This is a genomic window from Sphingomonas sp., from assembly GCF_964263785.1.
Lineage (GTDB): Bacteria > Pseudomonadota > Alphaproteobacteria > Sphingomonadales > Sphingomonadaceae > Sphingomonas.
On the sequence record NZ_CAXVWL010000068.1, the window covers coordinates 25,260 to 41,229 of the forward strand.

12 protein-coding genes are annotated in these 15,970 nt (G+C 68.6%); 10 read left to right on the forward strand and 2 right to left on the reverse strand.

Annotation, left to right across the window (positions count from 1 at the left end):
- Nucleotides 1-25 precede the first annotated feature (25 nt).
- On the reverse strand, nt 26-910 hold the full coding sequence (locus ACE5C1_RS09250) for an SDR family oxidoreductase (RefSeq protein WP_374943780.1): 885 nt from the start codon (nt 908-910) through the stop codon (nt 26-28).
- A 6-nt stretch (nt 911-916) separates the two neighbouring features.
- Nucleotides 917-2,179: an acyl-CoA dehydrogenase family protein gene (locus tag ACE5C1_RS09255; RefSeq protein WP_374943781.1), complete on the reverse strand. Its 1,263-nt coding sequence runs from the start codon at nt 2,177-2,179 to the stop codon at nt 917-919.
- Nucleotides 2,180-2,369: 190 nt separating this feature from the next.
- Between ACE5C1_RS09255 and ACE5C1_RS09260 the strand changes: the two genes are divergently transcribed.
- The 10 genes from ACE5C1_RS09260 to ACE5C1_RS09305 form a co-directional block, all read left to right on the forward strand.
- The gene (locus ACE5C1_RS09260) at nt 2,370-4,103 is read left to right on the forward strand and encodes a CocE/NonD family hydrolase (protein WP_374943782.1); all 1,734 of its coding nucleotides are present in this window, start codon (nt 2,370-2,372) and stop codon (nt 4,101-4,103) included.
- Nucleotides 4,100-5,227 (forward strand): 3,4-dihydroxy-2-butanone-4-phosphate synthase, encoded by a 1,128-nt coding sequence (gene ribB / locus ACE5C1_RS09265; RefSeq protein WP_374943783.1) that lies wholly within the window; start codon nt 4,100-4,102, stop codon nt 5,225-5,227. Before ACE5C1_RS09260 ends, ribB begins: the two co-directional genes overlap by 4 nt.
- An 87-nt stretch (nt 5,228-5,314) precedes the next feature.
- The gene (locus ACE5C1_RS09270) at nt 5,315-5,896 is read left to right on the forward strand and encodes an ANTAR domain-containing response regulator (protein WP_374943784.1); all 582 of its coding nucleotides are present in this window, start codon (nt 5,315-5,317) and stop codon (nt 5,894-5,896) included.
- Entirely contained in the window at nt 5,893-7,104 is a 1,212-nt protein-coding gene (locus ACE5C1_RS09275; protein ID WP_374943785.1) for an ABC transporter substrate-binding protein, read from the forward strand. The genes ACE5C1_RS09270 and ACE5C1_RS09275 overlap by 4 nt, the downstream gene beginning before the upstream one ends.
- A 247-nt stretch (nt 7,105-7,351) precedes the next feature.
- Entirely contained in the window at nt 7,352-8,590 is a 1,239-nt protein-coding gene (locus ACE5C1_RS09280) for a nitrate/nitrite transporter (RefSeq protein ID WP_374943786.1), read from the forward strand.
- 4 nt (nt 8,591-8,594) lie between these two features.
- The gene (locus tag ACE5C1_RS09285) at nt 8,595-9,794 is read left to right on the forward strand and encodes a hypothetical protein (protein ID WP_374943787.1); all 1,200 of its coding nucleotides are present in this window, start codon (nt 8,595-8,597) and stop codon (nt 9,792-9,794) included.
- Nucleotides 9,794-12,277, forward strand: a complete 2,484-nt coding sequence (nirB, locus tag ACE5C1_RS09290) for a nitrite reductase large subunit NirB (RefSeq protein ID WP_374943788.1) — start codon at nt 9,794-9,796, stop codon at nt 12,275-12,277. The genes ACE5C1_RS09285 and nirB overlap by 1 nt, the downstream gene beginning before the upstream one ends.
- Complete coding sequence (nirD, locus tag ACE5C1_RS09295; RefSeq protein ID WP_374943789.1) at nt 12,274-12,612, forward strand: nitrite reductase small subunit NirD; 339 nt, start codon at nt 12,274-12,276, stop codon at nt 12,610-12,612. Before nirB ends, nirD begins: the two co-directional genes overlap by 4 nt.
- A gap of 1 nt (nt 12,613) precedes the next feature.
- A complete protein-coding gene (locus ACE5C1_RS09300; RefSeq protein WP_374943790.1) occupies nt 12,614-15,271 on the forward strand; it encodes a molybdopterin-dependent oxidoreductase in 2,658 nt (885 codons plus the stop codon).
- 157 nt (nt 15,272-15,428) lie between these two features.
- Nucleotides 15,429-15,970, forward strand: a 542-nt coding sequence (locus tag ACE5C1_RS09305) for a CHASE3 domain-containing protein (RefSeq protein WP_374943791.1), incomplete at its 3' end; no start/stop codon positions are given.

Sequence of the window (15,970 nt, forward strand, 5' to 3'; positions counted from 1 at the left end):
ACACTAGGTCACCAAATATCACACGTCAAGATTGTCCCCGGCCGGCCCGGAATGCCTGGAATTCTCGCCGCGCGAACGCCTCGAAGCCAGTAGGCTCGCGACCGAGCAGCCAGGCGAGGACGTTGGGATTGCCGAGGAAATCGTGGCTGCTGTACCGCGCCGAGATCGCGCCCGCGAGCTTCAGCGTGTGGGCGAGCAATTCCGGGTCGGCATCGCCCATTCGCGCGCGCGTGAACGCCGCCGCGTCGATCCGCTCGACCGCGACCTCGCGCCCGATCACCCGCGACAGGACGCCGCCGATATCATGCGCGGTGAAGCGGCCGGGTCCGACCAGCTCATAGGTCGCCGCGGCGTGGCGCTCCGGCTCGCCCAGCACCATCGCGGCGACGTCGGTGACGTCCTCCAGGTCGACCATCGACTGGTGCCGGTCCAGCGACCAGGACAGGCGGAACACGCCCTCCTCGAACACCGATTTCAGCCGGTGCGGCATCATGTAGTTGGCAGGTTGCAGGATCGTGAATTCGAGCCCGGACGACAGCAGATGCTCCTCGATGTCCCGCTTGATCTCGTGCTGGATCAGGTCGGTGGTGATCGCATGGAGCACCGAGCTGAAGACGAAATGGCCGCCCCCCGCAGCCCGCGCCGCGTCCACCATGGCGAAGCCGATCGCGCGCTCGGCGGGATGGAGCGTCGGGCCGATGTGATAGACGCTGCGCACCCCCTCCATCGCGCGCGCGATGACGCTCCGGTCCGCCAGGTCGCCGACCATCGCCTCCGTGACGCCGAGCGCGCGCAACCGGTCGGCCGAGGCTTCGGTCCGCACGCAGGCGCGCACGCGGTGTCCCGCGGCCAGCAGCTTGGGGACGAGTCGGCTGCCCTGGTTGCCGTTCGCCGAGGTGACGAGGATCATCGGCCATCAGCCCACGCGTTCGAGCACGTTGGCCGACGTGACGGCCAGCTCGACGCCGCACAGCTGCCGCCCGTAATTCTCCATGCACGTCTGGATATTGTGCACCGCGTGCATGCTGCCCGCGCGGCAGTTGCGCGCGACGAGCTGCAGCGGCTGCTTCTTGGCGATCCCCGACGCGCCGGAAGCCTTGAACAACGCCTCGATCGCGGTCGCGCAGGTATCCCAGATGAAACCGGCGTCGGCGTGCAAGCGCACCGTTTCCACCGGGGTGACGTCCTCGCCCAGCTCGTGGAGCCGGTCGAGATCGTCCAGCGCCGTCTCCGCGACGCGCCGCGCCGCCTTGATCTGCATCGTCGCATAGCCGACGTTCAGGTGCGTGATCGGCGCATCCGCCTGACGGGAGTAAGGCGAATAGGCGATCCCCTTCTTGCCGATGCCGTCGACGAACAGCTCCAGCGCGTGCTCCGCCATGCCGAGCGCGTTGCCGGTGCCGACCATGATCGACCGCCCCAGCCCACCCGGCCGCAGCCCGAACCCGCGTTCCTTCAGCCGGGCGAGCCGCTCGATCAGCATCTGCGGCGTGCTGAACCGCTCGTCGGGGACGAACAGATCTTCCGCCACGACGATCGTGCCGCTGCCGGTCGCCGCCAGCCCCATCGCGTCCCAATCCTCGCGCAATTCGTACGAGTCCCTGGGCAGCAGCACCATGCCGACCTTGGTGTCGTCAGTCTCGTCGTAGAAGGTGGCGAGGTAGGCGTGGCTGGCGTGGACGCTCCCGGTCGCGAACGGCCAAGCGCCCTTGACCATCCAGCCGCCGTCGACCCGCCGCGCGGTCCCGGACAGGCGGCGGGTGCTGCCGCCGACCGCGCAGGTCCGGTTGCCGGTCCAGGGCGCATCGAACACCGGCCTGACCACCTCGTCGGCGAACGCCGCGCTCCACATGTTGCCGCCGGTCGATGCCCACAAGGTCCAGGCGGTCGCCCCGCAACCCCGGCCCAGCGCCTCGTAGATGCGGAACAGGTCGCGGGCCGAAAAGTCCGCGCCGCCGAACCGCGGCGGGATCGCCAGGTCGTAGGCGCCGGTTTCGGCGAGACGCTCCACCGTCTCCTGCGGCACGCGGCGCTGCCGCTCCGCTTCCATCTGCATCGACCGCAGCCACGGGCGCAGCGCGTCGATCCGCTCCATGATCGTATCGGGTTCGACAGCGCCGTGCGCAAAAGTCTCGGCAGCGTCGCGCTCGGCGACGGCCAACGTCAGATGCTTGCTCATTCGCCACTCTCCCGATTTCGCGGTCGCCGAGCGTCCGGTTAGGACAGTTCCCCACCGAATCTCATGCCGGTACGATACGCCGGTTGCACGGCCCATAGCCGACTGCTAGGATGTGATCAAGAGACCTGGTGTCTTTATTAAAGCGCCGGCATTCAAGCCGGGCCAGGTTCGAACGCCGAGAGGATCGCGCATGCCCCAAGATCGCCCCGTTATCGTCCCCGCCGACCCTTATGACGAGAGCAAGGAACAGGGCCTGTTCAGCCGCTTCGAGCCCGGCACGCGCACTCTCCCTGCAGGCTTCCAGGTGCAGCCGTGCTTCGCCCCGCTGCCGGTCGACATCGTGTTCGACAAGGATGTCCCCGTCACGCTGCGTGACGGAACGATTATCTACACCGACATCCTGCGCCCGGCCATGACGGACAAGGTTCCGGTGATCGTCGCGTGGAGCCCCTATGGCAAGAGCCGCGGCAACGCGCCACGCTACACCGATCTGTTCGCGCTGCTCGGCATGGACACCGCACCGCTGTCGGGCCTCATGAAGTTCGAGGGTCCCGACCCCGCCTTCTGGTGCGCGCACGGCTACGCCGTCTGCAACCCCGACCCGCGCGGCACCTACGATTCGCAAGGCGACGCGCGCTGGTGGAGCCGGGAGGAGGGGCAGGATTATCACGACCTGATCGAATGGCTCGGCGTCCAGAACTGGTGCAACGGCAAGGTCGGAACCACCGGCAATTCCTATCTCGCCATTTCGCAATGGTTTGCCGCCGCCGAGCAACCGCCGCACCTCGCGGCGATCGCGCCGTGGGAGGGCCTGAGCGACGTGTACCGCGACTTCGCTGCACGCGGCGGCATCCCCGACCTCGCCTTCCCGCGATTGCTCGCGACCAGTTTCACCGGCAATGCCGGCCGCGAGGACCTTGTAGCCGAGCTTGAGCGCCATCCGCTGATGGACGGGTTCTGGAAAACCAAGACCCCTGAGTTCGGGAACATCTCGGTGCCGGCGTACGTCGTGGCCAGCTATTCGAACACCATTCACACGCCCGGCACCTTCCGCGGCTGGCGCAACATCGCCTCGGACGAAAAGTGGCTGCGCATCCACAACAACATGGAATGGCCGGACTATTACGAAGAGGTCTATTCCAATGACCTGCTACGGTTCTTCGATCGCTATCTAAAGGGCGTCGACAACGGCTGGCAGACGACGCCGCGCGTGCGCTATTCGGTGCTCGACCTGCAAGGCGGTGACATGGTCGACCGGCCGGCGGACGCGTTCCCGCCAGAGGATTTCGCCGAGACCCGCTATCACCTGGACGCCGGCGGCCGCTTGAGCCCAGATTCATCGGGGCCGGCCGGAACCGCCAGCTATGACGCGCAAGCGCAAGGCGGCCGCGTCGCCTTCACCCTGCGTGTCGACCGGCCGACCGAGTTCGTCGGCTATCCCAAGCTCAGCCTCTGGGTCGAGGCGGACGGCGCGGACGACATGGACCTGTTCGTCATTCTCCAGAAGCTTGACGCCGATGGCGAGCCGCTCGAGCAGTTCAACATCCCCAATCACGGCCCTCAGATGCAGGCGCTGACTCGCGACGGCGCGTCGATCCTCAAGTACAAGGGCTCGAACGGTCGCTTGCGCGTGTCGATGCGGCATCTCGATTCCGAGACATCGACCGACGCGGTGCCGGTCCACAGCTTCGACCGCGTCGAAAAGCTCGGCGCCGGCGAGATCGTCCGGGTCGACATTCCCATGTTCCCCGTCGGACTGTCGCTCGCTGCGGGAGAGCAGCTGCGGCTGGTCGTCAGCGGCCATCACCCCTGGGGCGGCGCGATGCCTGGGATGGCGAACGTCGAGCCCGACAATCGCGGACGGCACGTGATCCACACCGGCGGCCGCTACCCTTCCTTTCTCCAGCTGCCGGTCAAGGCGTGACTGGCCGCGCCTCGGCATTGTCGAGCACCGAGGAGATCATCGAGGAAGGGCGCAACGGGCGCATGTTCATCCTCGTCGACGACGAGGACCGGGAGAACGAGGGCGACCTGGTCATCCCCGCGCAGATGGCGACCCCGGAGAAGATCAACTTCATGGCCCGCCACGGCCGAGGGCTGATCTGCCTGGCGCTGACCAAGGAGCGGGTGGACCAGCTCGGCCTCGAACTGATGTCGTCGAACAACCGTTCGCGGCACGAGACCGCCTTCACCACGTCGATCGAGGCGCGCGAGGGCGTCACCACGGGCATCTCCGCCGCGGATCGCGCCCGGACGATCTCGGTCGCGATCGACGCCTCCAAAAGCGCCGACGAGATCGTCACGCCCGGCCACGTCTTCCCGCTGATCGCCCGTCCCGGCGGCGCGCTGGTCCGCGCCGGCCACACCGAGGCGGCGGTCGACATAGCGCGGCTGGCCGGCCTTAATCCTTCGGGCGTGATCTGCGAGATCATGAACGAGGACGGATCGATGGCGCGGCTGGACGATCTGGTCGCGCTTGCTAGAACCCACGCGCTCAAGATCGGCGCCATCCGCGACCTGATCGCGTATCGCCGCCGCCACGACAACGACATCGTCAAGGTGGCGGAGACACGCTTTGCCAGCCTTTACGGCGGCGGCTGGCGCGCGGTCAGCTATCTCAACAAGGCGGTGGGCAGCAAAACTGTCGCCCTGGTCAAAGGGGAGGTCACGTCGGGCGAGCCGATGCTGGTGCGAATGCATCAACTCGACCTGTTCCGCGATACGTTGGGCGAAGTCGGCGCGGACACCGGCCTGCTCCAGAGCGCGATGCGAACGATCGGCGAAGCGGGAAACGGCGTGATCGTGCTCATCAACCCGTCGCGGCCCGATGCCTTGACCCGGACGGTGGAAATGCGCGGATCGGCATCGAGCCTGGACGACGCAGAACACGCGGGATTGCGCGATTACGGGATCGGCGCACAGATCCTGGCGGAACTCGGCGTCCAAGACATGATCCTCATCGGCAACAATCCCAGCACACCGGTCGCCTTGGCAGGCTACGGCTTGTCCATCGTTGCGCAGAGACGATTGGCGGGGCTGGAAGACTGACAGCGTAACGGTTCGGACGTGCCGATATCGTAAGCTCCTCTCGTCACGACCTGTTGGCATCGTGTTGCAAAGCAGCATAATGGCGGCATGCGGATCGCCATCATCGATACCAGCACCACCCGCGCCGCGATCATCTCCGATGGGCTGCGCGAAGCGGGGCTCGACGATCTCATCGTGGTCGATCCTGCCGGTCCGCTGCTCGCACAATTGGAGAGCGCGCGCCCCGAGGTGGTGCTCGTCAATCTGGAGAACCCCAGTCGCGACGTGCTCGAGGATTTCTTCACGATGACGCGCGCGTTGGCGCGGCCGATCGCGATGTTCGTCGATCAGAGCGATACCGAATCCACCGCAGCCGCGGTCGACGCGGGGGTGTCGGCCTATATCGTCGACGGCCTCGCCAAGCAGCGGATCAAGCCCGTCCTCGACCTGGCGGTCCGCCGTTTCCAGGCGTTCGCGCGCCTTCAGGACGAGCTTGCGGAGGCCCGGAGTGCGCTCGCAGACCGCACCACGATCGACAAGGCGAAGGCGATCCTGATGAAGCGCCGTCACCTCGACGAGCCCGCCGCCTACGCACTGCTGCGGAGCCACGCGATGCAGAGCAATCGCCGCATCGCCGAGATCGCCGAGGCGATCGTCACCAGCGACGCGCTGATCGGGGACCTGCCATGACAACCCCCCTCTTTCGCATCGGCTTCCTGCCGCTGGTCGACGCCGCGCTGCCGATCCTGGCGCGCGAACAGGGGTTCGCCGCACGCGAGGGCATCGAGATCGCGCTCGTCCGCGACATGACCTGGGCGACCGTCCGGGACCGGCTGCTCTACGGTCACACCGACGCTGCGCACATGATCGCCCCGCTCGCGATCGCCACGACGTTGGGGCGCGGACGTCCGCCGGTCGCCTTGTCGGTGCCCTTCGTGCTGGGACTGAACGGCAACGCCGTCACCGTGTCCGCCGCGCTCGCCGAGGCGATCGGGTTGGGGACGGCGCTCGGCGATCCGGCGGCGCTCGGCAGCCGCCTGCGCGATGTGGCGCTTGCTCGCGTAGCTGCTGCCAAGCCGCTCAGGTTCGGCGTCGTGCATCGCTATTCCAGCCACAATTACATGCTGCGCTACTGGCTCGCCGCGGTCGGCATCCGGCCGGACCGCGACGTCGAGATCGTCGTCACGAGTCCGCCGTTCGCCGCCGACGCGCTGGCGGCGGGCGAGGTCGACGGCATTTGCGTCGGCGAGCCGTGGAACAGCATCGCGGTCGATCGCGGGGTCGGCCGGATCGCGCTCGTCACCGCGCAGATCTGGCGCCGCGGCGTCGAAAAGGTGCTGGCGATGCGCAGCGAAATGCTCGCCGAGCGGCGGGACGAAGTCCATGCGCTGCTCCGCGCGCTCCACGCCGCCGCCGAGCATTTCGTCCGGCTCGATGCCGCCGAAGAGAGCGCGGCGATCCTCGCGCGGCCCGAATACCTCGGCGGACGGGTCGATACCGTGCTGCGCGCGATCACCGATCGCATTCGCCTCGCGCAGGGCGGCGACACGCTTCACGTGCCCGATTTCATGTTCCAGTACCGGGAAGCCGCGAACTTTCCGTGGCGCAGCCAGGCAGCATGGCTGTATTCGCAGATGGCGCGGTGGGACGACCTGCCGGTCACTCCGCACGACGCGCAAGCCGCGCAGGATGTGTTCCGGCCCGACGTGTACCGCGCGGCACTGGCCGGATCGGCGGCGACATTGCCCGGCGCCAGTTCCAAGCTGGAGGGCGCGGTGTCCGCCCCGACCGCGGCCGGGTCGACCCAAGGGCGGCTGCTGCTCGAAGGCGACCATTTCTTCGACGGTCGCGCCTTCGATCCCGACGACATCGCGGGGTATCTGGCCAGCCTCCCCTGACATCCATGCTGCGGCTGCGAAAAGAACTTGCGCGGCACCTGCGAATCGGGCAGCTTCGCATCGTCCCGGCAATGGCGTCGGGCACGAGATAGACGCGGGTGTTGCTCCAACGACGGGGTTTCCTCGCGACGGGCGGACCCCGGCGCGAGCCGATCCGCCGAACGGCAACGAAGCCGCCAGGATGCCGCCAGCAATGGTCGCCGTCCTGGCGGCTTTTTCTTTGTCCATCGCAGATGGGGGATATGACATGGCCACGGCATATTGGACCGACGAGACCAGGGCGGAGCCGAACGGCTTCTGGAACAGCGGGCACCGCCCGACCCTGCTCGCCGCCTTTCTCTATTTCGACCTCGCGTTCATGGTCTGGGTGCTGCTCGGGCCGCTCGCGCCCGAGATCGCCCGGACGCTGGCACTGACCCCGGCCGAAAAGGGCCTCATGGTTGCGGTCCCGACGCTCGCGGGCGCGGTGCTGCGCGTCGTCAACGGGCTGCTGGTCGATCGCATCGGCCCCAAGCGTTCCGGCGCGATCAGCCAGATCGTCGTGATCGCCGGGCTGTTCACCGCCTGGGCGCTGGGCGTGTCGAGCTTTGCGGGAACGCTGGCGCTCGGCGTCGTGCTCGGCTTTGCCGGCGCCAGTTTCGCGATCGCGCTGCCGCTTGCCAGCCGCTGGTATCCGCCCGAGCATCAGGGCAAGGCGATGGGGCTCGCCGGCATGGGCAATTCGGGCACGGTGCTCGCCGCGCTGTTCGCGCCAGCGCTCGCCAAGCTGTTCGGCTGGAACGCGGTGCTGGGCCTCGCGTGCATCCCGCTCGCGCTCGTTTTCGTCGCCTACATGGTGATGGCCAAGGACGCGCCGAACGCGCCCGCGCCCAAGAGTTTCGCGCAATATCTCAGCCCGCTCAAGTCGGCGGACGCGTGGTGGTTGATGGGTTTCTACGCGGTCACCTTCGGCGGCTTCGTCGGGCTTGCGGCGAGCCTGCCGATCTATTTCACCGATCGCTTCGGACTGACCACCATTCAGGCAGGCTATTGCACCGCGGCGTGCGTCTTCGCAGGCTCGCTGGTGCGGCCGATGGGCGGCGCGCTGGCCGACGCGGTCGGCGGGGTGAAGACGCTGACCGGCGTGTTCGTTCTCGGCGCGATGGCGTTGGCGGGCGTGTCGATGGCGGGGACGATCGCCGCGGCGCTGGCGCTGTTCGTCGTCGCGATGCTGGCGCTGGGCGCGGGCAACGGCGCGGTGTTTCATCTGGTGCCGCAGCGTTTCGCCGCGGAGATCGGGGTGATGACCGGGCTCGTCGGCATGGCGGGCGGGATCGGCGGCTTCTATCTCGCTTCCTCGCTGGGGCTCGCCAGGCAATGGACCGGCAGCTTTGCGCCGGGCTTCCTGATCTTCGCAGGCCTCGCGCTGGTCGCGCTTGCCGGGCTGATGCTGGTCAAGGGCCGGTGGCGCAGAAATTGGGGCGCCGTCGCCGGCGTGCGGATCTGAGCCGGTGCGTCGCGCACTCCTCCTCGCAGGGCTGACGGCGGGCGCACCCGCCACCGCCCAGACGATCACGGTCAAGCCGCTCCTCGACGCCCGCGCCCGCTACGAATGTGTCGAACAGGATGGTCTCGCCCGCAAGGCGGATGCCCTCACCCTGCGCATCCGCAGCGGGGTGGAGGCGAAGGCGGGGCCCTGGTCGGCGCTGGCCGAGGCACAAGGCAATCTGGCCGTCGTCGACGACGTCTACGACGGCCTGCACGGCGCCGCGACCCGACCGCTGGTCGCCGACCCGCAGAACATCGCACTGTACCGCGCGCAGCTGCAATACCGCACGCAAGCCTTGGCGATCACCGCCGGGCGGCAGCGGATCGCGCTCGACGACGAGCGCTTCGTCGGCGCGGTCAACTTTCGCCAGAACGGCCAGACCTTCGATGCGGTGCGCACCGAGGTGATGCCGCTCAAAGGGCTCAAGCTCGACGCGACCTATGCCTGGAGCGTGCGGACGATCTGGGGGATCGACGGCAGGGGTGCGCGCCAGCAGGCGGTCTCGGGCGACTTCCTGCTCGGCAACGCGTCCCTTGCGACGCCGATCGGCGCGCTGACTGGCTTTGCGTACCTCGTCGACGAAAACGAGGCACCGGTGCAGGGCTATCGCCTGTCTAGCCAGACGTACGGCGTGCGCCTCGCGGGTGCGCGCGGCGTCGGCGTGGCCAAGCTGACGTACCAGCTGAGCTACGCCCGCCAGTCGGACTATCACCGCAACCCCAATTCCTACGCCGCGGATTATTACCTCGCAGACGCCGCGATCGACCTGAACGGCCCCCGGCTCGGCGCCGGATACGAAGTGCTCGGCGCCGATCGCGGCGTGGCGCTGACCAGCTTCCAGACGCCGCTCGGCACCAATTCCAAATTCCAGGGCTGGGCCGACGCGTTCCTGACGACGCCGCCCGACGGCGTCCGCGACCTTTACGCCAGCGGGGGCTACGGCTGGAAGACGCTGGGGCCGCTCAAGGGGGTGTCGCTGCAGGCGGTCTACCATCGGTTCGAGAGCGACCGCGCGGTCCGGCACTACGGCAACGAGATCGACCTGCTCGCCAGCGCGAAGGTCGGGCGCACCACCGCAAGCGTCCGCTACGCCGAATACGATGCCGATCGCTTCGCCACCGATACCCACAAATTCTGGCTCCAACTGGACTGGACCATCTGATGGAACATGGACGCATCGTCGCGGGTGAGGACGCCCGGGAACACCTCGTCCTCATCGGCAACGGCATGGCCGGTTGCCGCGCGATCGAGGAACTGATCGCGCGCGACCCCGCGCGCTACCGCGTGACGATCTTCGGCGCGGAACCGCTGGTCAACTACAACCGCATCATGCTGTCGCCGGTCCTCGCGGGCGAGAAGACGTTCGACGAGATCGTCATCAACGGTCACGACTGGTATGACGGTCACGGCATCACGCTGGTCAGCGGGGATCCGGTGGTCGCGATCGACCGCGAAGCGCGGACCGTCACGTCGCGCGGCGGCAGGGTCGTCACGTACGACCGGCTGCTGATCGCGACGGGTTCGGACCCGTTCATCATCCCGGTCCCCGGCAAGGATCTGCCCGGGGTCATCAGCTTTCGCGACATGAAGGATGTCGACCACATGCTCGCCGCCGCGGAACTGGGTGGCGACGCGGTAGTGATCGGCGGCGGGCTGCTGGGACTGGAGGCGGCGCACGGGCTGACGCTGCGCGGCATGAAGGTCACCGTCCTCCACATCATGCCGACACTGATGGAGCGGCAGCTCGACGAAGCCGCAGGCTGGTTGCTCAAGACCGCGCTGGAAGCGCGCGGGCAGACGATCCTGACCGGCGCCGATACCGCGGAGATCGTCGGCGACGCGCACGTCGGGGGCGTCCGGCTGAAGGACGACACGCTGATCCCCGCCAGTCTCGTCGTCATGGCGGTCGGCATCCGCCCTTCGGTGGCGCTCGCACGCGCAGCGGGGCTTGGCGTCGGGCGCGGCATCCGGGTCGACGACCATATGGTCACCAGCGACCCGCGGATCCTGGCGGTCGGCGAGTGCGTCGAGCACGACGGACAGGTCTACGGCCTGGTCGCGCCGCTCTGGGACATGTGCCGCGCACTTGCCGACGGCCTGGTCGGGCGGCCCGCCGGCTATTGCGCTTCGGCGACCTCGACCAAGCTCAAGGTGGCCGGGCTCGACGTCTTCTCGGCGGGCGATTTCTCGGGCGGGGACGGCGCCGAGGACATCGTGCTGCGCGACGCCAGCCGCGGCGTCTACAAGCGCGTCGTTCTCCGCCAGGACCGCGTCGTCGGCGCGGTGCTCTATGGCGATACCGCCGACGGCGGCTGGTATTTCGACCTGATCAAGCGCGGCGAGGACATATCGCCGCTCCGCGACATGCTGATCTTCGGCCAGGCCTTCGCCTCGGGAGGAGGCGTGGCGGACCCTAAGGCAGCCGTTGCGGCGCTCTCCGACGATGCGGAGATCTGCGGCTGCAACGGCGTATCCAAGGCAAAGGTGTGCCAGGCGATCGTCGACGGCGCGGTCAGCCTCGATGCGGTCCGCTCCACGTGCAAGGCGTCGGCAAGTTGCGGATCGTGCACCGGCGTGGTCGAGCAATTGCTATCGCTGACGCTGGGCGCGGATTACGGCGGCGAGCGGACGGTGAAGACGCTGTGCAAGTGCACCAGCTTCGGCCACGACGACGTCCGCCGCGAGATCGTCGCGCAAGCCATGCGGTCGATCCCGGAGGTCATGCACAAGCTGCACTGGTCGACCCCGGACGGCTGCCCGTCGTGCCGCCCCGCGCTCAATTACTACCTGCTGTGCGCACTGCCGGGCGAGTATGTCGACGACCAGCAGAGCCGCTTCGTCAACGAGCGGATGCACGCCAACATCCAGAAGGACGGCACCTATTCGGTCGTCCCGCGGATGTGGGGTGGCCTCACCAACCCGCGCGAGCTGCGCGCGATCGCCGACGTGGTGGAAAAGTTCAACGCGCCACTGGTCAAGGTGACCGGCGGGCAGCGGCTCGATATCTTCGGCATCAGGAAAGAGGACCTGCCCGCGGTCTGGGCGGATCTGAACGCCGCCGGGATGGTGAGCGGCCATGCGTACGGCAAGTCGCTGCGTACCGTGAAGACCTGCGTCGGCAGCGACTGGTGCCGCTTCGGCACGCAGGATTCGACCGGATTGGGCGTCAGGATCGAGCAGGCGACCTGGGGCAGCTGGATGCCGCACAAGTTCAAGATCGCGGTGTCGGGCTGCCCGCGCAATTGCGCCGAGGCGACGATCAAGGACTTCGGCGTGGTGTGCGTCGACAGCGGCTACGAACTCCACGTCGGCGGCAACGGCGGCATCAAGGTCCGTGCGACCGACCTGCTCTGCAAGGTCGGCACCGAGACCGAAGCGATGGAGATGTGTGCCGCCTTTATCCAGCTCTACCGCGAGGAGGCACGCTATCTGGAACGCACCGCGCCGTGGATCGAGCGGGTCGGGCTCGATCACATCAAGGCGCGGTTGTTCGACGATCCCGACGCGGTCGCCGCCTATGCCGCCCGATTCCGCTTTTCGCAGCGCTTTACGCAGGACGATCCCTGGGCGGCGCGCGCCGCGGGGGCGGACCGCGAACTGCATGCGCCGATGGCGCGCTTCCAGCCGCAAGAGGAGATGGCATGACCGGCGATTGGCTCGATATCGGCTGGGCCGACGAAATCCCGGTCCGCGGCAGCCGCACCGTCCAGGTCGCGGGCGGCGACGACATTGCGGTGTTCCGCACCGGCGACGGACGGGTGTTCGCACTGCGCGATCGCTGCCCGCACAAGCACGGACGGCTCAGCCAGGGCATCGTTCACGGCGGCGCGGTCGCCTGCCCGCTCCACAATTGGCGCATCTCGCTGACCACCGGCGAGGCGTTGGGCGAGGACAAGGGCTGCACCCCCGTCGTGCCGGTGAAGATCAGCGGCGGCCGGGTGCTGATCTGCCGCGCTTCGACGCTGAAGGCGGCGGCGTAAGATGGCGGACGCGGTCCGCACCACCTGCGCCTATTGCGGTGTCGGCTGCGGCATTCTCGCGACCCGCACCGGCGAGCGCGCGGTGACGATCGCTGGCGACGCCGATCATCCCGCCAATCGGGGCAAGCTCTGCTCGAAGGGCACGCACCTCGGCGAGACGGTCGGGCTCGAGGGGCGGCTGCTGCACCCGATGATCGACAAGCGCCGCGCGACTTGGGACAAGGCGCTCGATCTCGTCGCCAAACGCTTCCGCGATACGATCGCCGAACACGGGCCGAACAGCGTCGCTTTCTACGTCTCGGGGCAATTGCTCACCGAGGATTATTACGTCGCCAACAAGCTGATGAAGGGCTTCATCGGCTCGGCCAACATCGACACCAATTCGCGGCTCTGCATGTCGTCCTCGGTGGCGGGCCATAAGCGCGCTTTCGGCTCGGACACGGTGCCGGGCACCTACGACGACCTCGAGGAAGCCGACCTCGTGGTGCTGGTGGGCTCCAACCTCGCCTGGTGCCACCCGGTGCTGTTCCAGCGCATGATGGCCGCGCGGGAACGGCGCGGTACGACCCTGGTAGTGATCGACCCGCGCCGCACGCCGACCGCCGAGCAGGCCGACCTGCATCTCGCGGTCCGGGCCGACGGTGACGTCGCGCTCTTCAACGGCCTCTTGCGCCACCTCGCCGGATCGCCGGCCATGGATCACGGCTTCGTCGAGAGGCACACCGCGGGCTTCACGGAGGCGCTCGCCGCGGCCTCGCCCTCCGATCCGTCCGCGATCGCGGAGGCCACCGGTCTCTCCCCGGCCGACCTCGCCCGCTTCTACGCCCTCTTCGCCGCGACCGAGCGCGTCGTCACAGTCTATTCGCAGGGCGTGAACCAGTCCGTCTGCGGCACCGACAAGGTGAATGCGATCATCAACTGCCACCTGGCGACGGGGCGCATCGGCCGCCCCGGCATGGGGCCGTTCTCGATCACGGGCCAGCCCAACGCCATGGGGGGCCGCGAGGTCGGCGGCCTCGCGAACCAGCTCGCCGCCCACCTCGACCTCGACGATCCCGCGCACCGCGATCTCGTGGCCGGCTTCTGGGGCGCGCCGCGCGTGGCGGCGCGGCCTGGCTTCAAGGCCGTCGACCTGTTCCGCGCGGTGGAGGACGGGCGCGTCAAGGCGCTGTGGATCATGGCCACCAACCCGGTCGACAGCCTGCCCGAGGCCGATCGCGTCAAGGAGGCGCTCGCCCGCTGCCCGCTCGTCGTCTGCTCCGACGTGATCCGCGACACGGACACGACGCGGCTCGCCCACGTGCTGCTGCCCGCGGCCGCCTGGGGCGAGAAGGACGGCACCGTCACCAATTCCGAGCGCCGCATCACGCGGCAGCGCGCCTTCCTGCCGCTGCCCGGCGAGGCGCGGCCCGATTGGTGGATGGTCGACCAAGTGGCACAGCGCATGGGGTTCGGGGCAGGCTTCGGCTATCCGTTGCCCGCTGCCATCTTCCGCGAGCATGCACGGCTGTCGAGCCTCGGTAACGCAGGGACGCGCGACTTCGACCTCGGCGGCCTGGCCGCTCTCGACGACGAGGCCTTCGACGCCCTGGCCCCGGTGCAATGGCCCGTGCGGGCCGGCGAGCCCTCGGGTCCGCGCCGCTTCTTCGGCGATGGACGGTTCTTCACGCCGGATGGCCGCGGCCAGTTCATCGCGACTGCCGCGCCGCCATCCCGGCCCGTCGATCCAGCCTATCCGTTCACGCTCAATACGGGCCGCGTCCGCGACCACTGGCACACGATGACCCGCACGGGGAAGTCGGCGCGGTTGTCGGCGCACAGTCCCGAGCCGTTCGTCGCGCTTCATCCCGAGGACGCGGCTGTGGCCGGCATCGGGGCCGGCGACCTCGTCCATTGCGATAGCCCGCACGGCGGCATGGTCGCCCGCGCCCAGCTCGGCCCCGGGCAGGCGCGCGGCACGGTCTTCGCCCCGATGCACTGGACCGACCGCTTCGCGAGCGCCGGCCGCGTCGATGCCCTCGTGGCCGGCCGCACCGATCCCGTCTCGGGCCAGCCCGCCTCGAAGATGACGGCCGTCCGGCTCAAGCGCTTTCCGGCGCGGTGGTACGGGTTCGCGGTCGCACGGCAGCGGCCGCGGCCGGTCGGGGCCGACTACTGGGCCCTTGCCCGGGTGGAAGGCGGATGGAGGATCGAGCTCGCAGGCCGGCATGTCCCCGCGATCTGGCGCGACTTCGCGCTCGACCTCCTGGGCGGCAGCGAGCCGACCGATCGGCTCATCGCCTATGACGATGCGGCAGCCGGGCGGCACCGCCTGGCCATCGTGCGGGATGGAACCCTCAAGGCTGCGCTCTTCATCGCTCCGGCTCCCCTCGACATCTCACGCGCCTTCGTGACCGCCGCTCTCGATGGCGCGGTTGAAGGGGCCGACGGCTACCGGCTCCTCGCCGGCCGTCCCGGCGCGGGCCGCCCCGACAAGGGCGAGACGGTCTGCGCCTGCTTCCAGGTGGGATGCAACCAGATCCGAAGCCTCGTGACGCAGGGGGGTGGCGGGTCGGTCGCGGCTGTCGGCGCCGTTCTCAAGGCAGGCACCAATTGCGGCTCATGCCGCCCGGAGATCCAGCGGATCATCGAGGCCTGCAAGGCCTCAACCGAAAGCTGACGCGACAAGCGGTCGAACGTTGCTCCGGCTGACGGCCGTGGCCGCGATGACGGCTTGCGCCGCCTCGACTGCGCGTGACACCGTAACGGTCGGCCCGTCAGTCCCAACCGCGGCGGGTGGGGGCGCATCGGCTGTCCGGTCAGGTCAGAGGCAAAGCGTGCAACCCTTCAAGCGAGGCTGGGTCAGGTGGATGCGCGCCGGCAGGGTGCTGGCGGCGGGTTTCGCCACCCTGAGCGTCTTCATCGCCGCATCGGTGATCCTTTACGTCCAGCAGCAGGCAGGCGATGCGGTCGTGCGCCGCGCCCTGCAGATCGAGATCGCATTCGCGGATGTGTTTTCCGGGCTGCAGGATGCCGAGATCGGACAGCGCGGCTATCTGCTGACGGGCGACGATGCCTTCCTGCAACCCTACAACCGGGGCGGCGAGCGGCTCGCCCGGCACATGACCGAGCTCGGCGGCCTCATCGCCGGCATCGAGGACCTTGCCGCCCCGTTCGCGACGCTGCGCGCGCTCACCTCAGCGAAACAGGCCGAGCTGGCGCAATCGATCACCCTCTACCGGTCGGGCCAGGTGAACGAGGCCTTGGCGCTCGTCCGCGGCGGAACCGGCAAGCAGGTCATGGACCAGATCCGCGAGATCATCGCCGTCATGGACGCCCGCGAAGACGCCGTGGTCGACCGTCGCCAGACCGACCTGCG

Coding starts and splice junctions, on each gene's coding strand:
- ACE5C1_RS09250 (WP_374943780.1), bottom strand. CDS start 910: ATGATCCTCGTCACCTCGGCGAACGGCAACCAGGGCAGCCGACTCGTC.
- ACE5C1_RS09255 (WP_374943781.1), bottom strand. CDS start 2,179: ATGAGCAAGCATCTGACGTTGGCCGTCGCCGAGCGCGACGCTGCCGAG.
- ACE5C1_RS09260 (WP_374943782.1), top strand. CDS start 2,370: ATGCCCCAAGATCGCCCCGTTATCGTCCCCGCCGACCCTTATGACGAG.
- ACE5C1_RS09270 (WP_374943784.1), top strand. CDS start 5,315: ATGCGGATCGCCATCATCGATACCAGCACCACCCGCGCCGCGATCATC.
- ACE5C1_RS09275 (WP_374943785.1), top strand. CDS start 5,893: ATGACAACCCCCCTCTTTCGCATCGGCTTCCTGCCGCTGGTCGACGCC.
- ACE5C1_RS09280 (WP_374943786.1), top strand. CDS start 7,352: ATGGCCACGGCATATTGGACCGACGAGACCAGGGCGGAGCCGAACGGC.
- nirB (WP_374943788.1), top strand. CDS start 9,794: ATGGAACATGGACGCATCGTCGCGGGTGAGGACGCCCGGGAACACCTC.
- nirD (WP_374943789.1), top strand. CDS start 12,274: ATGACCGGCGATTGGCTCGATATCGGCTGGGCCGACGAAATCCCGGTC.
- ACE5C1_RS09300 (WP_374943790.1), top strand. CDS start 12,614: ATGGCGGACGCGGTCCGCACCACCTGCGCCTATTGCGGTGTCGGCTGC.